This is a genomic window from Bacillus sp. AR2-1 (genome assembly GCF_008368755.1).
Taxonomy (GTDB): Bacteria; Bacillota; Bacilli; order Bacillales; family Bacillaceae_G; genus Bacillus_A; species Bacillus_A wiedmannii.
Map to the genome: position 1 here is coordinate 105,451 of NZ_QORY01000019.1, position 18,645 is coordinate 124,095.

Below are 18,645 nucleotides of genomic sequence, written 5' to 3' on the forward strand. Positions count from 1 at the left end.
GCGTATTGAGAAAAACTTTCAGGAAAATGTGAATATTAATTGACAAATGAATATCATTTCTTTAGTATAGGTTGGGACGGATACTCTCTTATCCCGAGCTGGCGGAGGGACAGGCCCGATGAAGCCCAGCAACCTCACTTGTAGTGGTAAATACAGGTGAATAGGTGCTAAAACCTGTGCGAGGCTAACGGTCTCGAACGATAAGAGCAAAGGGCAAAAAGCAGTATGCAAGTAGCAAATTAAACCTTTCCTCTATGTAAAGTAGGAAAGGTTTTTCTGTATGCTTGTGTGGGAGAATAAATGTATGTCGCAGTTTGTGGCAAATTAAGGATGAGTTCCGTACAATATATACAATTACTGTAGGGAGGTTTACCACATGACAAAAAAACGTCATCTGTTCACATCTGAGTCTGTAACTGAAGGACATCCAGATAAAATTTGTGACCAAATTTCTGATTCAATTTTAGATGCGATCTTATCAAAGGACGCAAATGCACGTGTAGCTTGTGAAACAACTGTAACAACTGGTTTAGTATTGGTAGCGGGGGAAATTACGACTTCTACTTACGTAGATATTCCAAAAATCGTTCGTGAAACAATTCAAGGCATTGGTTACACACGCGCAAAATACGGATTCGATGCAGAAACTTGTGCAGTTTTAACATCTATCGATGAGCAATCTGCTGACATCGCTATGGGTGTTGACCAAGCGCTAGAAGCACGCGAAGGTCTAATGACTGACGCTGAGATTGAGGCAATTGGTGCGGGAGACCAAGGTTTAATGTTTGGCTTCGCATGTAATGAAACACAAGAATTAATGCCACTTCCAATCTCGCTTGCTCACAAATTAGCTCGCCGTTTAACTGAAGTACGTAAAGATGACACATTATCATACTTACGTCCGGATGGAAAAACGCAAGTTACAGTTGAGTATGATGAAAATGGTAAACCTGTACGTGTAGATACAATCGTAATTTCTACACAGCATCATCCAGATGTTACATGGGAAGAAATCGATCGCGATTTAAAAGAGCATGTAATTAAAGCTGTAGTTCCAGCAGAATTAATGGATGGAGAAACGAAATTCTTCATTAACCCAACTGGCCGCTTCGTAATTGGTGGACCACAAGGTGATGCTGGTTTAACAGGACGTAAAATCATCGTTGATACTTATGGTGGATACGCTCGCCACGGTGGCGGTGCATTCTCTGGTAAAGATGCAACGAAAGTTGACCGTTCTGCAGCATATGCAGCTCGTTATGTTGCGAAAAACATCGTAGCAGCTGGTCTTGCTGACAAAGCAGAAGTACAACTTGCATACGCAATTGGTGTAGCACAACCAGTATCAATTTCAGTTGATACATTCGGGACTGGTAAAGTATCTGAAGACGTACTAGTAGAACTAGTTCGTAACAACTTCGATCTTCGCCCAGCTGGTATTATTAAAATGCTAGACTTACGTCGCCCAATTTATAAACAAACAGCAGCTTACGGCCACTTCGGACGTACTGATGTAGACCTAACATGGGAACGTACAGACAAAGCTGCAGCTTTAAAAGAGCAAGCTGGTCTATAATATATGAAAAAAAGCTTTGCGCCGTGAGCGCAAAGCTTTTTTTATTTTGTTTTACTTCCAATTTGAATACATGAGCTACAATACACTTCGCCGTCTAGCTCAATATACTTTTTCATATTCGTCATACTATTTGCTGGAAAGGGCATATGAATCCATGCTTTTTCATACGTTTGTATTTCTTTTTTACATGATTTACAAAGGATTGGTTTCTTCTGGAACATATGTAATCAACCTTTCATTTGACGTGCTTTACCCGCGCAAAAGGCACTGCTTAGTAAAAATAGTGTTGCGAATATAATGCTTACTAATGTAGCGTATGGAATTGCGCCTTTTAGAGAAAAGCCGACAGTAATGGAAGCGACGAATAAGAGGATGAATGTTGTTGTTAGTTTTTTATAAAGTTCCATAATATGTAGACCTCCTTATTTAGAGATAGAACGTTTAAAAATAAAATCTATTATATAGGCAAGTACGAGAGGAATTAATGTGCTAGTCAAATAGTAACGAATACCACCATCAGGCAAAAGTACATACAATTTTAAAAAGTTAATATCGAACCCGTAAGCGATACATTGAAAAAGGGATAATATAATTAGGAATGGTATAATGGGTACGGATCGTTTCATATTTTGAATCATGTAAAGCTCCTTTATATGGATAAACATACTTATATTGTATCATGTTGAATTCTTTGCTTCATACATAATTTTACAATAAAATGAAAGGGAAGATGAAAAATGAGTGTAACTGAACATAAAAAACAAGCTCCGAAAGAAGTGCGTTGTAAGATCGTGACGATTTCCGATACACGTACGGAAGAGACAGATAAGAGCGGACAACTATTACATGAATTGTTAAAAGAAGCGGGACATAAAGTAACTTCTTATGAAATTGTAAAAGATGATAAAGAAAGTATTCAGCAAGCGGTGTTAGCTGGTTATCATAAGGAAGATGTAGATGTTGTATTAACAAATGGCGGTACTGGTATTACGAAACGCGATGTCACAATTGAAGCAGTATCAGCGTTATTACATAAAGAAATTGTCGGATTTGGTGAGCTGTTCCGTATGATTAGTTATTTAGAAGATATCGGAAGCAGCGCAATGTTAAGTAGAGCGATTGGTGGTACAATTGGGCGCAAAGTAGTTTTCTCGATGCCAGGATCGAGCGGAGCAGTTCGCCTTGCGATGAATAAATTAATTTTACCGGAATTAGGTCATATTACATTTGAGCTGCATCGCCAATGAGTAAGTATGCTGGAATTGTATTAGCAGGCGGTATGTCGAGTCGATTCGGTGAGCCGAAAGCGTTAGCAATTTGGAAGGGAACTACTTTTGTTGAGCATATTGTGAAAGTGATGGGAAATACTTTGCAAGACATTGTAGTAATTAGCCATACTGATATAAAAGAGCGAGTAGAGCAACTCGTACAAGTTCCTGTTATAGAAGATATTCCGCATTATAAAGGAAATGGACCGCTTGCCGGCATTGTATCAGGTATGGAATATATAGAAGCAGATTGGTACGCTATTATGCCTTGCGATGCACCAAACGTTTCGCCAGAGTGGCTTACCATTTTACTAGAGCAAACGAGTAATGAATATGATGCGGTTGTACCTATTATTAATGGAAGAAAACAACCGTTACTTGCAGCGTATCATAACCGTGTGAAAGAAAAGATTTATGCTTTGCTTCAGGAAGAAAAAAGAAGTGTGGGCCAGCTTTTATCACAATGTAATGTAAAGTATGTTGCTGGAGAAGATGTACAAGCGCATGCGGATTGGTTTATAAATGTGAATACGAAAGAAGAATATGTGCAGGCTCAAAAAAACCTTTCAAATGAATGAAAGGTTTTTTGGTATACAGAAATTGGGGAACAATTACTGTATAAAGGTATGTGAGTAAGTTGATTTTAAGGGAAATTCTTAAAATCACTATACAGTTAAAATACTGTATAACCATATATTAATTTTTATGGGTTTTTATTACAAGTCGGTTTAGTTATGTTTATTTTTGATATAATGAATATAGAAATAAAACAATGTTTAACCTTATGTATCATTTATGAAACTAAAGTTTATAACTGTGTAATAAACTCCCTTCGTCTAGTTGAAGGGAGCTCTTCTGTTTAAGCGAGTAATTCTGATGCGGTGTTCTGAAGGACGGTTTCGTATTGGTCAAGTAACCCACGGAAAATCTCATCCCAGCTTTTTGTTTTAGCATAAGATGAAGCCGCTATGCTCATTTGCATAAGTTGCTCTTCATTTCGCAATAAAGAATGGATGGATGATAGAAATGAATCCGCATGTTTGGGCGGGCAAAGAACTCCTGTCTGTCCATCCGTAATAATATTTTTAACCCCGCCACTATTTGCACCGATGACAGGTGTACCGCATGCAAGTGATTCGAGTACGACATTTCCGAACGTTTCAGTAGCGGATGGAAATACCATGATGTTAGAACAAGCATATGCTTCAGCTAAATCCTTACCTTGTAAATATCCAGTAAAAGTGACATTTGTATTTGGAACAGCTTCACGTAAATGTATTGCTAGAGGACCGTCTCCTGCAATGAGCCAATGAATATCGTTTCGAGTATGCGCTGTTTTCGCGATAAGGTGTTGTAACGTATCAATATCTTTTTCAGGGGCAAGCCGTCCAACATAGGAAAGGACATACTTCGCTGTAATATTATATTTTTTTCGGAATAGGTCTGTATTGTAAGATGGATGAAAGAGTGTGCAATCTACACCACGTCCCCATATGGAGAGGGAATGAAAGCCTTTATTTTTTAGTTGGTGTAACGTTTCAAAGGAAGGTACAAAATTTTTTTGCATATGACTATGAAACCATTTTAAATAGTTCCAAAGCATATTGGAGAGGAATTCGATTTTGTAATAACGTAAATAGGCATCGAAATCAGTATGATAAGAACCGACAACTGGGATGTTTAACTTTTTTGCATAATACAATCCACAAAGTCCCATGTTGAAAGGTGTGGCAATGTGAATAATGTCAGGTTTAAAGGAAAGTAGTTCCCGTTTAATGCGTGGAGTAGGAAAAGAAAAACGACATTCTGGATATAATATTGTTAACGGGATACTTCTCATCTTGTTCACATTAGCTACGAAATTATCTTCAGCTGTATGCTGAGGGGCGAAAACAGAATAGGCGATCTTTTCTTTCTGAAAGTAACGTGTTAATCGTTCTAATGTTTTCGCAACCCCGTTAACTTGTGGCGTAAAAGTATCGGTAAAAATGGCGACTCTCATCATATCACTCCTTTATGTGAAAAGTGGGATGAATTGATAAAAAGAGATGATGCCAGAGCAAGTGCCGAGGCACATACCGACGAATACATCAGACGGATAGTGAAGCCCTAAATAAATGCGAGAAATACCAACGCATAATGCTAACGGTAATAGAAAAGCAAATATGCTTGGATTATAGCAAATAAATGGAATAAGGACAGAGAAAACGGCTGTTGTATGACCAGACGGGAAAGAGTGGTCTTTTAATGGATGGACTGGATATTTCGCATCCTGAATTGTTAAATAAGGGCGTTTTCGCGGATACCATCTTTTTAATATTTGTACAGGAATATGGCTAATTGCTAAAGAAATAGCAGTTGCGATTGCAGCTTGATGCAAAGTCCCTTTTGCAAAAATTAAAAAGAAAAGTGTGAGTGCGATTGAGAAAGTAGCACCACCGATATGAGTAATATTGCTGAAAAAGATATTTAATGTTTTTTGATCAAAGTATCGGTTAATTCCTTTGAAAATGTAACATTCTATTTTATACAGTCCACTGACCTTCATGAAAATTCTCCTCCCTCGTTTACATATATATGGAGATATTAGCTTTTATTTTAATAAGATTTTATTGAGGGAGTAATAATGTTTTGTAAAGAAAAAGTTAGTTTTTATATAAAAAGCTGCCACTTTAATGGCAGCTGGAAAAGTTACTTCTGTAATGATTTATAATACTGGCCTTTTTCAACATATTGTGTGCGAATTCGCTCCATGTCTTTACGGTCTTCTTCTGTTAATTCACGAACGACTTTAGCTGGTCGACCGAATGCTAATGTGTTTGGCGGGATTTTCTTTCCTTGTGAAACGAGGCTGCCAGCACCGATAAAGGCTCCTTCACCAATTTCAGCACCATCTAATATAATAGATCCCATTCCAATTAAAGCATCTTTTTTAATATGACAGCTATGTAAAATAACTTGATGTCCAATGGTTACGTCGTCTTCTAAAATAAGAGGATACTGTGGGCTTTGGTGAAGTGTACATTGGTCTTGTACATTTACCCGGTTTCCAATGATTGTTGGTGAAACATCACCGCGTATGACTGTATTAAACCAAATACTTGATTCTTCACCAATGGAAACGTCGCCTGTAATCGTAACATAATCAGCGACAAAAGCACTACTCGCAATTTTTGGATTTTTTTCTTTGTAAGGATATATCATGTAAAGTCTTCCTTTCCTAGAGACTAGTTTCAGTGTATCAAATTATGAGAAAGAGTGAAATGGAGGAGGTCCGTATGTGGAATTATGAAGCAGAGGAAGCGAAAGCTGTCGTTGTTATCGTGCACGGCGCAATGGAATATCACGGACGTTACGAAGCCGTTGCGGAAATGTGGAATCATATCGGCTACCACGTCGTAATGGGGGACCTTCCGTCACATGGAACGACTTCGAGAAATAGAGGACATATTGATTCATTTGATGAATACATAGAGGAAGTTAAATTATGGGTGAAAGAGGCAAGAAAGTATAGGTTACCTATTTTTATATTTGGTCATAGTATGGGTGGTCTTATTGTCATTCGTATGATGCAAGAAACGAAGAGAGAAGATGTAGACGGCATTATTTTAAGTTCGCCATGTTTAGGCTTAGTAGCTGGACCTTCAGCACCACTTCAAGCTGCCTCAAAAATATTAAATATTATCGCTCCAAAATTGCAATTTGCAACGAATCTTACAGTGGAAATGTCCACTCGTAATCATGAAGTTAGGGACGCGATGGAGAATGATTCATTGTTCTTGCGCAAAGTATCAGTACGTTGGTATAGTGAATTGATTAAGTCTATCGAAATTGCTCATAAAAAAATAGATGATTTTCCAGATGTTCCGCTCTTGCTAATGCAAGCTTGTGAGGATAGACTTGTAGATAAAATACGTGTCCGCACTTGGTTTGATAATGTTAAAATAAGTGATAAGGCTTTTAAAGAATGGCCGAATTGTTATCACGAGTTATTAAATGAGTATGAGCGTGATGAAATTTTGAATTATATTCAGTCATTTACTGAAATACGCATCAATAACATAATAGAAACAAACAAATAAGTAAATTATTTGTACATCGAATAGAGGAGATGAAGGAAGAAGTGAACGTACCGAGTAATCCCATAACGCTCATGGCGAAAGTATACCGTGATGTGTTTCCGGTAGTACACCATGAGCTAGCGGTGTGGAAAGAGCGTGCCTACCATATTCCGAATGATGAGCTTCATAGTCAGGCAATCGCGAGTATTGAGAATAAAACGTTTCATTGCGAAGGCGGTGGTATTTTAGCACTGTTAGCAAATGAGCACCGAGAGGAATGCATTCGTTTTATCGTAGCGTATCAAACAATCAGCGATTATTTAGATAATTTATGTGACCGCAGTACATCACTTGATCCGAATGATTTTGCCGCACTGCATGAATCTATGTTAATGGCATTATCACCTGAAGTAGAAGGTGGCGGTAATTATTATCGCTATCGTGATGACCAAGACGATGGTGGTTATTTAGATGAACTTGTTGAAACATGCCAAGATGTTTTAAAGAAAACGAAGCACTATGAAAAAATTGCTCCTGTTCTTCATGAACTTGCTTGTTATTATTGTGATTTGCAAATTCATAAACACGTGAAGTTAGAAGAAAGAGAACCACGCTTACAAAAATGGTTTGAAGCACATAAAGAAAATTTACCTGAAATGAGCTGGTTTGAATTTTCAGCATGTGCCGGTTCTACACTTGGAATCTTCTGTCTTGTAGCATATGCATTTCATGATGAATTACATGATGAAGATATTGCGAAAATTAGACAAGGATACTTCCCATACGTACAAGGACTTCACATTTTACTTGATTATTTCATCGATCAAGAAGAAGACCGCGCCGGCGGGGATTTGAATTTCTGTAGTTATTATGAAAACGAGCAAGCGATATTAGATCGTATGAAACATTTTGTAGAAGAAGCAGAGAAGAGCATTGGTGATTTACCTCATGCGAAGTTTCATCGTCTCATAAGCCGAGGGTTACTTGGTATTTATTTATCAGATCAAAAAGTATCAGCACAAAAGAATATGAACAAAATGGCACGGCGCATTGTAAAATACGGAGGGCTTACTTCACGATTCTTCTATTGGAACGGGAAGATGTACCGAAAGAAAATGGCGCAGTGATGAAAAAAACCACTCATGTAGAGTGGTTTTTTGTTATAATATGGTAAATGATGGTGGTGGAAATGAAGCGATTGTTTCAAAAGCTATATGAAAATATTGAAGTAACGTTACTCATGCTACTTTCCATTTCATTTGTAACTGGAATGTATATGATGATGAATAGGCCAAGTGGTCCTACTATGATGGATTATGTGCCGCAAGTAATAATTGGCACAATTATTATTGTAGATATCGTGTTCTTAATGAATAGTAGAAAAAAACAAACGAATAGTAAATAAAAAAGCATTTGTACACGAGAGTACAAATGCTTTTTTATTTATGATCGTATTTTTGAAAATACATATATGAGAAGTTCAATTGCGAAAATAACTAAAACAGATAGTCCGAATAAAGGCATGACAGCGCCTAGTATAACCATCATGATAAAGAAAACGATTATGCTTTTTTTATCTCTTTGTTTTGGCGGTGCTGCTAATTTTCCTTTCGGCTTTCTTGCAAACCACATTTTTACTCCGTAATAAATAAGAAGTAATAAAGATAATGTCGTTAGTAAGCATAATATTTTATTTGGCCATCCGAATAAATGACCTTCGTGAAGCGGGATACCGTAAGTGAACCATTGTGCAAATAAGCCATAATCACGATAGTCCGTTTTTGAAATGAGTTTTCCGCTATATTGATCAAAGTAAGCTGTTATTTCTTCATTTGGTGCCACATCCATGCCCGTAATACCAGAACCGCTCGATTTCGAAACGGTGAATACACCTTTCGGATCAGTTGGTAGTGAGATAACGTATGGCTTTTTTATTTCAATTCCTTTTTGTAATTCATCGACAGAAATTGTTTTTGGCTCATTTGAATTCGATTCAGGAGGAGCTTCTTTTCTTGTTGCCCACGGCAATTCTTTTACCTTTGATTCAGGCGGTGCCATATACAACTTGGGATATCCAATCGATTCATTCGACGATGCGATTTTATAAATTTGGTTACCCATAAATCCTGACCATGGCAATCCAGATGCGACTAACAAAACGAGTGGAATTGTAAATATAATACCGATAATAGAATGACGTCGTTTTGCTTTTTCTCGCTTAGTGGATGCCGGTGTGTTTTTGAATTGGCGTATACTCATATATAATCCAGTCACAATTAAAAAGATTGTCCAGCATGCCGCAAGCTCTACAGTATAGTTGACGACAGTGCCACCAACTAAAAGAGAACTATGTAATTCCCGCATTATATTGGCAAACGTTTCACTTGCATTTTGATCTCCAATAATTTGATTATTGCTATCTAAATACACATATTTTTGTTGCCCTGTATATTCATTTGCAATAGTAAGCCTCGTATTATAATCCCCATTAAACTCACTAATTTTCGCCACACTATAATGTGGATATTTTTTCTCTGTTAAGGAAATAGAATCAGACATCGAAATAGATTCCGTTTGGGCGCTCTTCCCAAAATATAAATCTTTATAGATGAAATCTTCAACTTCTTCCCGAAATAAATACCCAATTCCGCTCAGTGACAACGTAATAAGAAGCGGTGTAATAAAAAGCCCAGCATAAAAATGCCAACGCCAAAAAATGTAATGAAGCGAACGATTTACTTTCATACTTTCAGTTCCCCTAACCTTCCCTATATGAATAAATTCCTCATTTTAATATAGCGAGATTAAGTGTGATTACTTTGAAAGAATTGTGAAGAAAGTTAGAAGTTTTGGGGGTTTTTATCAAATAAAAAAACACATTTCAAAAGGAATGTTTTCTATGTTTACGAAGATCTCTTTGTATTTGATAGATACATCCTAACAACCGCCTCAGCAAGACATTGAGAGGAATCAACAAAATCCTCATCCGCCACAACATTTAAATCGGTACATGCGATAATTGCGGTATCTACTTCATTTCTCAATTGTAAAACGAGCGTATGCCACAATTCGCGGGCTTTTTCAATTTCTCCGCCTTTAATACAAGAAATAGTTTGATTAATCATTTCTTGCCATTTTCCATGATGAATGTATTCTATATTCCGTTTTGCAATACCGTCTTGATAAATACCAGCTTGAATTGTCGCTTCTGTTGCGAGAAGCGCGACTCTTTTTGTACTTTCAGGAATTGCTTGTAACGTCTCATCGACTATATTTAAAATCGGGATAGAAAGAGAATGCTGTAATTCTTCAAAATAAAGATGCGCTGTATTGCAGGGCATAGCGATAAAGTCTACGCCAATACTTTCAAGTTTTTGTGCCCCTTCAATAATTGCTTTTTTCATCGCCTCATGATCAATAGGCCGATCCATATAAAACGGTGTTGGACAAGAATAAATCATCATATGAGGAAAGTCCATATCATGCTTTGCTCCGTATATAGTTTGGCACTTTGCTACAACTGTATCAACGAATGGCCCAGTTGATTTTGGCCCCATTCCTGCTAGTATTCCGATCATTGTTTCGTCTCCTTTAATATGTAATTAAAAACGTTTTTTGCGAACGACAAAAAGAAATAAAGTAAGTAATAAAAATGAATATACGATAGCCCAAGCTGTGAGCCATAGCGTGTGAGTAAGTATATTAAATTTATATTGACCAAGCATTAGAAAGCTTTCGACAGGTGGTAAAAACCATAGTAACTCTTTTTTAAACCGAATGGAGGCAATCGTTATAAGTAATATAAATATCAGGCTAAGCCAAGCTGTGCTTGCTTTTGGAATAATATTTCTAGTAAATAAAGTTGCAATTGAAATTCCTAGTATAGAGAAAGACATGTGAATGAGAAATCCGACTAAAAATAAAGAAACTGTCATTTCTTCATTAAACATTTGCAAAAAAATTGGGTAGATTACGGATATAAAAGATAAAACAGTACAAATGAGAAGAGCTGTAATATATTTACCAACGTATAATGCTGAAATGTTATTTGTATGAGAAATAGTAATTTGTTCTTGTACAGGGTCTTCAGTATGAAAAATTGTGATTGTAATCCAGGCAGATAATAAATAAAGGGCGAGAGCTGTTTCTAAGTATGTCGGTACAATAAGAGTCGGTTTATATGTATATACAAAAAGTAAGCTCACAAAGTACATCGCAATAGGAGGGACGTACTTATACGATTTTGTATAGTCGAGAAAATGGTAACGAATAAGCGCGAACATAATAAACCTTCTTTCGATTTAAAAGTTAGGTTGTAGCAGTGTGATAGATGCTTTTTTATGTAATAAAAACTGAAGCATTTCGTTTGTATATTCTTTTTCGATTTGTAATTGAATAAGGTTTTGATTTGAATTGTGTGTAACGTGTATAAAACCTAATTGTTTCCGTAGTTCTATCGCTGAAAACGTTTCGTGAACGATTGCTTCAATATAGACTTGTTCTGCCACTTTTTGCACAGAGATATCTTCTGTGATTGTATGATTTGCTAACGTCACAATTCTATCGGCGAAGTTTTCTAGTAGTTGTTTTTCATGACATGTGAAGAGTATAGATATGCCTTGTTGTTTTAATGAGAGTAAAATATGTTCTAATTCTTGCTGAGAGTTAGGATCAAGTCCAGAAAGAGGTTCATCTAAAATTAATAAATGGACGTCTGTAAGCAATGCTTGCATAATGCCAGTTTTTTGTTTCATACCTTTTGAAAAGTTTCGTAAAACGGAATGCCTTGCATGATGTAAATGGAAAGACTCAAGAAGCATCGGAATTTTATCTTTTAAATATTTTGTTGATAAACCGTGAATGTGGCCGAGATGATATAAATAATCCTCTAATGTAAAACGAATCCCTTCAGGAAAATGTTCAGGTACATAGCCGATTTGTATATGTTCTTTTCTTTGAAGTGTCCCTGCTGTAGGTGAAATAAAACCTGCAATTATTTTGAGTAGAGTACTTTTTCCAGTCCCGTTCCCGCCAATAATAGCGAGTGCCTCTCCTTCTGGAATGGATAAATCGATGTTGTCTAGTATAAGTGATTTGCCGTACTTCTTTTGAATTTCTCTTAGTTCTACTAGCAAAGTTCTATCCTTCTTTCTTCAAATATTGTATATATCCATTATATAGGAGAATAAGAAAAAGACGTGCAATGAGTGCACGTCTTTTTTTGTTATGTTTTGTCGATAAGTCGATATAGTGTGTCGAATCGTCGATATATCGAAAAAATCTTTGATGTATCCGGAGTTACGATAGATATAATTGAAAAATCATCGATATATTTAGCGCTTCTCAATCGCCACAATAAATGGCGGGTTATTTTGCTGGTTAATGAAGCCATATCGTAGTACGTGAGCTTGTTTTTGGTCGAGTTCTTCTGCAAATTTGAGAACAGCGTCGCGTTCTACTTGTCCTTCTGGGTGTCCGTGGTAAATGACAAGGACGATGATTCCTTCAGGTGCCATTACTTCTAGTAATTGTTCAATTGCCGAAAGTGTTGAGTTCGGTTTTGTAACGATATGCTTGTCACCACCAGGAAGGTAACCTAAGTTGAAGATAGCGCCTGTTACTTTTCCTTTTGCATCTTCTGGTAGTACGGATAGAAGCGTATCGTGACTATCGTGAACTAAAACAGTACGTTCAAAAAGCTCTTTTTCTTTTAGACGGATAGTAGAGCTTTCAATTGCTTCTTTTTGAATATCAAATCCAAATACTTTTCCGTTATCTCCAACGATTTCAGCTAGGAAGCATGTGTCATGTCCATTGCCGAGCGTTGCATCTACAGCGTAATCGCCTTCTTTTACTGCCGTTTGCAGTAGTGTGCGAGCAAACGGTAATACACGTTCTAATTTCATTGTTGTTTCTCCTCATTTGCATATTTTCCTTGCCAGCTTCCGCGGCGTACAAATTCTGCATCGATGGAATTTAATACTTCCCATTTATTTAAGCTCCACATTGGACCAATCATTAAGTCAGGCGGACCGTCACCTGTGATACGGTGCACAATTACGTCTTCTGGAATCATTTCAAGTTGGTCAACAACGAGACTTACGTAATCTTCAAGAGAAAGGAATTCTAGTTGTCCTTTTTCATATTGCTTCACCATTGGCGTTCCTTTTAATAAATGAAGTAAATGAATTTTAATTCCTTGTACATCAAGCTTCGCTACTTCACGAGCTGTTTCCATCATCATGTCGTAATCTTCAAGTGGAAGACCGTTAATAATATGAGAGCAAACTCTAATGCCATGCTTACGTAATTTATTTACACCTTCCACGTAAGATGGGTAATCATGAGCGCGATTAATAAGGTTTGCAGTTCGTTCGTGAACAGTTTGTAAACCGAGTTCAACCCAAAGGTATGTGCGTTTATTTAAGTCCGCTAAATATTCAACGACATCGTCCGGTAAGCAATCTGGACGAGTGGCGATAGAAAGACCGACAACGTCTTTTTCTGCTAGAAGCGGTTCGAATTTTTCTTTTAACACTTCAAGTGGTGCATGTGTATTTGTGTACGCTTGGAAATAAGCGATACATTTTCCGTCTTTCCACTTTGAGCGCATTTTTTCTTTCATTTCATGATATTGCGTTATAACATCATCGCGGCGATCACCAGCGAAGTCACCAGATCCGGCAGCACTACAAAATGTACAACCACCGTAAGCAACTGTACCGTCACGGTTCGGGCAATCGAAGCCAGCATCTAATGAAACTTTAAAGATTTTTTCACCAAATTCATTTCGTAAATGGTAATTCCATGTATGATAACGTTTATTGTCGTTTGTATATGGAAAAGGGTTTTGAACCTTCATTACTTTCCCTCCTAAGCCGAGTCAAAATGAAACAAAATCCATTATAACATACTCATAAGGTAGAGATGGAAGGGACACACTAAAGGGGAATTGAAGCAAGGAGGGACAATTATGGCAGAGCGTCAATCACTTGAATCGTATATTACACAAGCGGAACAAGCGGTGGAATATGCGAAAGAACAATTAGACCAAGGTATGAGACAAGAGCATTATAATACGATGGAGTATTCAGATGCACAGTTACAATTAGAACAAGCATATAACGATTTACAAACGATGCAGCAACATGCGAATGATGAGCAACGTGAGCAGTTAAATAGAGCACGCATGGCAATTCGCCAACTGCAACATCAAATGATTATTACACCGCACTAATAAGGAGTGAATGTAATGGCGAAACGTTCCGATCAAAATAATCCAGAGCAAAAAACGCAAAATGGACATAACGCTGAGTTTTCAAATGAACTTGATCCAGTTGTTCAAGTGAAACAGCGCAACAGTAAAAAAGGACAACCTCAAAGATCAAAGCAATCAGAGTAAACCAGGTCGCAATATGACCTGGTTTTATTTTGCTATATGACAATAATGTAAGATTTCTGTAAGGTTTGCCGATAGTTGTAAGCTTACTTTTCCAGTAGAGTAAGGGAGGATTAAATTTTGGACAAGGAGTTGCTTTATGGGGAACAACATTACAAACAAACGAATTGATGAGTTAGATTACATTCGTGGCTTCGCATTACTGGGGATTATTTTAGTAAATATTCTTGCACTACTAAATATTAAGGTACCCGATCCTAATACAGTAGATGCCAGTTATCAAAGGTTTCTATACTTATTTGTAGAAGGTCGTTTCTTCTCGATTTTCTCATTCTTATTTGGAGTAGGATTCTACATCTTTATTACAAGAGCAATTGCGAAAGGGAAGAATGGGTACGTTCTATTTCTACGCCGCGTAGTTGCACTATTTATTTTTGGTTTAATTCATCAAATGTTTCAGCCTGGAGAAGCACTAGCGTTATACGCAATTTGTGGATTAGTCGTTTTACCGTTTTATAAAGCGAAAAAAGAAGTGAATGTAGTACTCGGTCTTATTCTTACGATAGCTTTTAGTATTATGGCAGCTAAGGAATTATTACCATTAGGTTTAATTTTATTAGGTCTTGCTGCAGGGCAGTATAAAGTGTTTGAAAACCTTTCAGCAAAAATCAAACAAGTCGCTATTTTTACAGGCATTATGTTTGTTTTAAGTGTTGCAGCGTTATGGTATCAATATGGGCACGTTCCTGCTAATCCATTTGTAAATATGATAATTATGAATGAAGATGGAACAATGGACGCTGCAGGTCAATTCTTAAAAATTGGTGTTACAGTTGGACCAATTATTTCAGCTTTCTATGTAGGAGCATTAATTTTATTACTTCAGTTAAAACCAGTTCAAACATTGTTAGCACCATTGAAATACTACGGTCGTATGGCTTTAACGAATTATATCGGACAAACTGCAATGATTTTAATTGCTGGTAGTGTATGTAACTTTGCAGGAAACTTAACATACATGCAGACGTTATATGTATGTATCGCAATTTACGCTATTCAAATTGTGTTTAGTGTAATTTGGATGAAAATCTTTAAAATGGGTCCACTAGAATGGATTTGGCGTGTTATTACGTATTGGACGGTAACACCTTTAAAGAAATAGGAAGAGAAGTGGGCTGTTCCTTTTGTGGAACAGTCTATTTTTATTGTCATCTTTTTTCGGTAAGTCGATATTCCTTTGAGAATCGCTGATAAAATTGCATTTACCAATGAGGTTGATCCAAAAGAAAACGAACCTTACACGCGCGCCTTTTTTATATTACAAAAGTGTAAGGTAATTGTAATGTTAACAAATAGCAGTTCTCTTCTAAAAGGCGCAAAATAGGTAATGGAAAAACAAGCGTAGGAGGATATATATGACGAAACCAGTTGTAGACGTGAAAAACGTTCAAAAAGTGTACGGTAAAAAAGGTGAGAACCAATCACACGCGTTAAAAGGTGTTTCATTCTCAATTCAAGAGGGTGAGTTTGTTGGAATTATGGGACCATCTGGTTCTGGTAAAACGACATTATTAAATGTAATTTCAACGCTTGATAAAGCAACGGGCGGCGTTGTTGAAATTGCGGGTACGGATATTACGAAAATGAAGCAAGGTGAGCTTTCTGATTTCCGTTCACAAAAATTAGGATTTATCTTCCAAGACTTTAACTTATTAGAGAACTTATCTATTTATGAAAACATCGCACTTCCACTTTCCCTTCAAGGTGTTTCATCACGTAATATTGGACCGAAAGTAGAAAAAGTAGCGGATATGCTAGGGATTACAGAAATTCTTCAAAAGTATCCATCTGAAGTATCTGGTGGACAAAAGCAGCGTTCAGCAGCAGCGCGTGCACTTGTGCATGAGCCAGCAATTATTTTAGGGGACGAGCCAACAGGAGCTCTTGATTCTAAAAATGCAACGAGTTTACTTGATGCGATGACAAACTTAAATAAAGATCAAGGTGTATCGATTATGATGGTTACGCATGATCCGTATAGTGCAAGTTACTGTCAGCGTATTTTATTCATTCAAGATGGTGAGCTATATAAAGAAATTCATCGCGGTGGTACGCGTGAAGAGTTCTACAAAGAAATTTTAGATGTACTTGCAGATTTAGGTACACAAAAAGCGTAAGAAAGGAGGTTCCAGTATGTTATTTAAACTTTCCATGTCGGGGCTGAAGAGTAAGCTGAAAGATTATATCGTCTTACTTGTTGGTCTTGTCATGTCTATCTCAATTTTTTATATGTTCCAAACGTTAGCGCTGAATAAAGCGTTTATTGAATCTAACTCAGTTATTCAATCAATTGGATTCGTATTCCAGGCAGGTTCATTTTTACTAGCCATTATAACGTTCTTCTATATTTTATATGCGAACTCTTTCTTATTATCTCTTCGTCAAAAAGAGTTTGGTATGTACATGATGTTAGGAGCAAAAAAACATAAAGTTACATTGCTTATGTTTATTGAAACGATTGTATTAGGTGCTGCGTCTCTTGCGATTGGTATTACAGTTGGTGTAGGACTTGCAGAAGGTATCGGACAGTTATTAATGAAACAATTAGAATTTGCTGGTGAAGGCTATAAAGCATTTTATCTTCCATCTATGACTGTTACTTGCATTTTCTTCTTTGCACTATTTGTATTATCAGCAATTATGAACAGTATTAAGTTATCACGTATTTCTGTACTGCAACTTGTACATGCAGATGCACAAACAGAGCGTGTTGCAGTAAAGGGAAAAATGACAGGTGTCGTTGCAATCCTTGCTGTTATTTTATTAGGAATTGGCTATGCATCAATGATCTATATGGCAAAACTAAGAGAAATGGGAATCCTTATTGCATTAATTACAACAACAACTGGTACTTACATGCTATTTGGATCACTTCTCCCAGTTATCATTAGAAAGTTAAAGAGTAATAAAAAACGTAGTGAAAAAGGACTTAATGCTTTTACGTTTGCACAATTAAATTTCCGTATTAATAGCTTAACGAAAGTACTTGCAACGGTAGCGATGTTAGTTGCTCTTGGAGCGGGTGCAATTTCAGGTGGTATGGCGTTTAAAAATAACGTTATAAAAATGGTTGATGGTTTAGTAATATATGATTCAGTTATTCATAACCCAACAGCTGAAGAAAAGAATATTTTAGATGGTATTACATTTAAAGAGAAAAATGAATATCGTTACAAAGTTGATAATAAATACGTTTATTATGTAAAAGAAGATTTAGAGAAAAATCCTCCTTTCGTACAAGATACAAAACAGATGGAAAGTATGAAGGATTTAGGAAAAATAAAGAAAGTTTCAGAGGAACTGCCAGTAGGTGCAGTTTCTAGAGAAATGAATGAAAAAGATGCGAGTGCTAAAGAACTTCCAGAAGAATGGAACGAGGCTTTCAGAACAATTCAGCCATTTTATCTATATGAAGATCATGCAATTAAAATTGTAGATCAGAAAATGTACGATACTGTAAATGGTAAAGAAGGAATCGTAGTTACTGGAAAAACAGACGATTTTGTAGCATACACAAAAGAATGGAAAAAACTTGACGAGTTGCAGCTAGTTAAATATAAAAATGTAAAAGCTGAAAGATTAGATAGTAAATATCAATCTTACAATGGATTCTACGGCGTTGCGAGTGGAACAGTATTTATGGGATTCTTCCTTGGAATTGCGTTCTTAGCAATGATGGCAAGTTGTTTAATGTTTAAAATTCTTTCTGGTGCATCAAAAGATATTACGCGTTATCAAATGCTTCGTAAAATCGGTGTGCGCCGTGAGTTATTAACGAAATCGATTTATAAAGAATTATTCTTAGTATTCTTATTCCCGGCAATTGTGGGTATCGCTCACGTATTAGTTGGTATGAATATTTTCGGATTTATTTTAATAGATCCTTACTTCCGTATTTGGGTACCGATCGTAATTTTCGTAGTTATTTATGCGATTTATTACTTCATTACAGTTCAATTGTATAAAGGAATTGTTCTTCCAAAAGAAGATTAATAGGTAAAAAGCCGAGTGAAAGTGCTCGGCTTTTTGTATTTTCAGAAAAAACATTTTAATGTTACTGAAATATATAATATAATGTAAATAAGTAACATAATATGAAAGTATCAGCAACCGGAAAATGAAAGGAGGAATCCGATCTGTAGAAAGAAGCTGAACTTGTACTCCCCCTATTTTTTCTACCCACACCGTATTTGTACAATCATAAATTTCCAAATGAACAATTGTCGTAAGAGTATATTGTGAAAATAATGGATAATACATGGAAATCTCATAGCATGATAA

Annotated in this window: 23 protein-coding genes and 1 riboswitch; of the genes, 11 read left to right on the forward strand and 12 right to left on the reverse strand. The window is 36.5% G+C overall.

From position 1 onward, the window contains the following. The first annotated feature begins 85 nt into the window (after positions 1–85). Positions 86–207: riboswitch (SAM riboswitch) on the forward strand. A 169-nt stretch (positions 208–376) separates the two neighbouring features. Next, positions 377–1,576: a methionine adenosyltransferase gene (metK, locus tag DT250_RS22315; RefSeq protein ID WP_000163113.1), complete on the forward strand. Its 1,200-nt coding sequence runs from the start codon at positions 377–379 to the stop codon at positions 1,574–1,576. Positions 1,577–1,617: 41 nt separating this feature from the next. Here the strand turns inward: metK and DT250_RS22320 are convergent, their stop codons facing one another. From DT250_RS22320 to DT250_RS22330, 3 genes are read right to left on the reverse strand one after another with little or no spacing between them, the layout of a single operon-like run. Then, entirely contained in the window at positions 1,618–1,797 is a 180-nt protein-coding gene (locus DT250_RS22320) for a hypothetical protein (RefSeq protein WP_097889167.1), read from the reverse strand. Positions 1,798–1,803: 6 nt separating this feature from the next. Then, on the reverse strand, positions 1,804–1,983 hold the full coding sequence (locus DT250_RS22325; protein WP_000424805.1) for a hypothetical protein: 180 nt from the start codon (positions 1,981–1,983) through the stop codon (positions 1,804–1,806). 15 nt (positions 1,984–1,998) lie between these two features. Next, on the reverse strand, positions 1,999–2,214 hold the full coding sequence (locus DT250_RS22330; RefSeq protein ID WP_088064628.1) for a hypothetical protein: 216 nt from the start codon (positions 2,212–2,214) through the stop codon (positions 1,999–2,001). A 99-nt stretch (positions 2,215–2,313) separates the two neighbouring features. Here DT250_RS22330 and DT250_RS22335 point away from each other — a divergent pair, with 99 nt between their 5' ends. Both DT250_RS22335 and DT250_RS22340 read left to right on the forward strand, forming a co-directional pair. Next, a complete protein-coding gene (locus DT250_RS22335; RefSeq protein ID WP_000117127.1) occupies positions 2,314–2,823 on the forward strand; it encodes a MogA/MoaB family molybdenum cofactor biosynthesis protein in 510 nt (169 codons plus the stop codon). Next, positions 2,820–3,422, forward strand: coding sequence for a molybdenum cofactor guanylyltransferase (locus tag DT250_RS22340; RefSeq protein ID WP_149213713.1), 603 nt, complete (start codon positions 2,820–2,822; stop codon positions 3,420–3,422). Before DT250_RS22335 ends, DT250_RS22340 begins: the two co-directional genes overlap by 4 nt. A 281-nt stretch (positions 3,423–3,703) precedes the next feature. On the opposite strand, the gene DT250_RS22345 is transcribed toward DT250_RS22340, so the two are convergent. From DT250_RS22345 to DT250_RS22355, 3 genes are all read right to left on the reverse strand, one after another. After that, the gene (locus DT250_RS22345; RefSeq protein ID WP_149213714.1) at positions 3,704–4,846 is read right to left on the reverse strand and encodes a glycosyltransferase family 4 protein; all 1,143 of its coding nucleotides are present in this window, start codon (positions 4,844–4,846) and stop codon (positions 3,704–3,706) included. Between the two features lie 12 nt (positions 4,847–4,858). Beyond that, complete coding sequence (locus tag DT250_RS22350) at positions 4,859–5,392, reverse strand: phosphatase PAP2 family protein (protein ID WP_000868583.1); 534 nt, start codon at positions 5,390–5,392, stop codon at positions 4,859–4,861. 143 nt (positions 5,393–5,535) lie between these two features. Continuing rightward, complete coding sequence (locus DT250_RS22355) at positions 5,536–6,048, reverse strand: gamma carbonic anhydrase (protein ID WP_000640213.1); 513 nt, start codon at positions 6,046–6,048, stop codon at positions 5,536–5,538. Between the two features lie 74 nt (positions 6,049–6,122). Between DT250_RS22355 and DT250_RS22360 the strand changes: the two genes are divergently transcribed. The 3 genes from DT250_RS22360 to DT250_RS22370 all read left to right on the forward strand — a co-directional run bounded on the left by DT250_RS22360 (position 6,123) and on the right by DT250_RS22370 (position 8,310). Beyond that, the gene (locus DT250_RS22360) at positions 6,123–6,926 is read left to right on the forward strand and encodes an alpha/beta hydrolase (RefSeq protein ID WP_149213715.1); all 804 of its coding nucleotides are present in this window, start codon (positions 6,123–6,125) and stop codon (positions 6,924–6,926) included. Between the two features lie 41 nt (positions 6,927–6,967). Beyond that, a complete protein-coding gene (locus DT250_RS22365) occupies positions 6,968–8,032 on the forward strand; it encodes a tetraprenyl-beta-curcumene synthase family protein (protein WP_149213716.1) in 1,065 nt (354 codons plus the stop codon). A gap of 62 nt (positions 8,033–8,094) precedes the next feature. Next, the gene (locus tag DT250_RS22370; RefSeq protein WP_088123562.1) at positions 8,095–8,310 is read left to right on the forward strand and encodes a hypothetical protein; all 216 of its coding nucleotides are present in this window, start codon (positions 8,095–8,097) and stop codon (positions 8,308–8,310) included. Between the two features lie 38 nt (positions 8,311–8,348). Here DT250_RS22370 and DT250_RS22375 read toward each other — a convergent pair whose 3' ends face one another. From DT250_RS22375 to mnmL, 6 genes are all read right to left on the reverse strand, one after another. Next, entirely contained in the window at positions 8,349–9,650 is a 1,302-nt protein-coding gene (locus DT250_RS22375) for a PepSY-associated TM helix domain-containing protein (protein ID WP_149213717.1), read from the reverse strand. Positions 9,651–9,808: 158 nt separating this feature from the next. Next, positions 9,809–10,483 (reverse strand): aspartate/glutamate racemase family protein, encoded by a 675-nt coding sequence (locus DT250_RS22380; protein ID WP_149213718.1) that lies wholly within the window; start codon positions 10,481–10,483, stop codon positions 9,809–9,811. A 24-nt stretch (positions 10,484–10,507) separates the two neighbouring features. Further along, positions 10,508–11,188 (reverse strand): ABC transporter permease, encoded by a 681-nt coding sequence (locus DT250_RS22385; protein WP_149213719.1) that lies wholly within the window; start codon positions 11,186–11,188, stop codon positions 10,508–10,510. A gap of 18 nt (positions 11,189–11,206) precedes the next feature. Then, a complete protein-coding gene (locus DT250_RS22390) occupies positions 11,207–12,040 on the reverse strand; it encodes an ABC transporter ATP-binding protein (protein WP_149213720.1) in 834 nt (277 codons plus the stop codon). Between the two features lie 198 nt (positions 12,041–12,238). Continuing rightward, the gene (gene mnmM, locus DT250_RS22395; protein ID WP_088064619.1) at positions 12,239–12,811 is read right to left on the reverse strand and encodes a tRNA 5-(aminomethyl)-2-thiouridylate-methyltransferase MnmM; all 573 of its coding nucleotides are present in this window, start codon (positions 12,809–12,811) and stop codon (positions 12,239–12,241) included. Next, the gene (gene mnmL / locus DT250_RS22400; RefSeq protein ID WP_029440192.1) at positions 12,808–13,767 is read right to left on the reverse strand and encodes a tRNA modification radical SAM protein MnmL/YtqA; all 960 of its coding nucleotides are present in this window, start codon (positions 13,765–13,767) and stop codon (positions 12,808–12,810) included. Before mnmL ends, mnmM begins: the two co-directional genes overlap by 4 nt. Positions 13,768–13,878: 111 nt before the next feature. Between mnmL and DT250_RS22405 the strand changes: the two genes are divergently transcribed. From DT250_RS22405 to DT250_RS22425, 5 genes are all read left to right on the forward strand, one after another. Then, a complete protein-coding gene (locus DT250_RS22405) occupies positions 13,879–14,142 on the forward strand; it encodes a YtzC family protein (protein ID WP_000840869.1) in 264 nt (87 codons plus the stop codon). A 15-nt stretch (positions 14,143–14,157) separates the two neighbouring features. Further along, positions 14,158–14,307 (forward strand): hypothetical protein, encoded by a 150-nt coding sequence (locus DT250_RS22410; protein WP_001129345.1) that lies wholly within the window; start codon positions 14,158–14,160, stop codon positions 14,305–14,307. 136 nt (positions 14,308–14,443) lie between these two features. Continuing rightward, positions 14,444–15,466 (forward strand): DUF418 domain-containing protein, encoded by a 1,023-nt coding sequence (locus tag DT250_RS22415; protein WP_088064618.1) that lies wholly within the window; start codon positions 14,444–14,446, stop codon positions 15,464–15,466. 253 nt (positions 15,467–15,719) lie between these two features. Then, positions 15,720–16,481 carry an ABC transporter ATP-binding protein gene (locus DT250_RS22420; RefSeq protein ID WP_046198226.1) on the forward strand — a complete coding sequence of 254 codons (762 nt, stop codon included), beginning with the start codon at positions 15,720–15,722 and terminating at the stop codon, positions 16,479–16,481. A 16-nt stretch (positions 16,482–16,497) separates the two neighbouring features. After that, the gene (locus tag DT250_RS22425; protein WP_149213721.1) at positions 16,498–18,357 is read left to right on the forward strand and encodes an FtsX-like permease family protein; all 1,860 of its coding nucleotides are present in this window, start codon (positions 16,498–16,500) and stop codon (positions 18,355–18,357) included. The last annotated feature ends 288 nt before the right edge of the window (positions 18,358–18,645 follow it).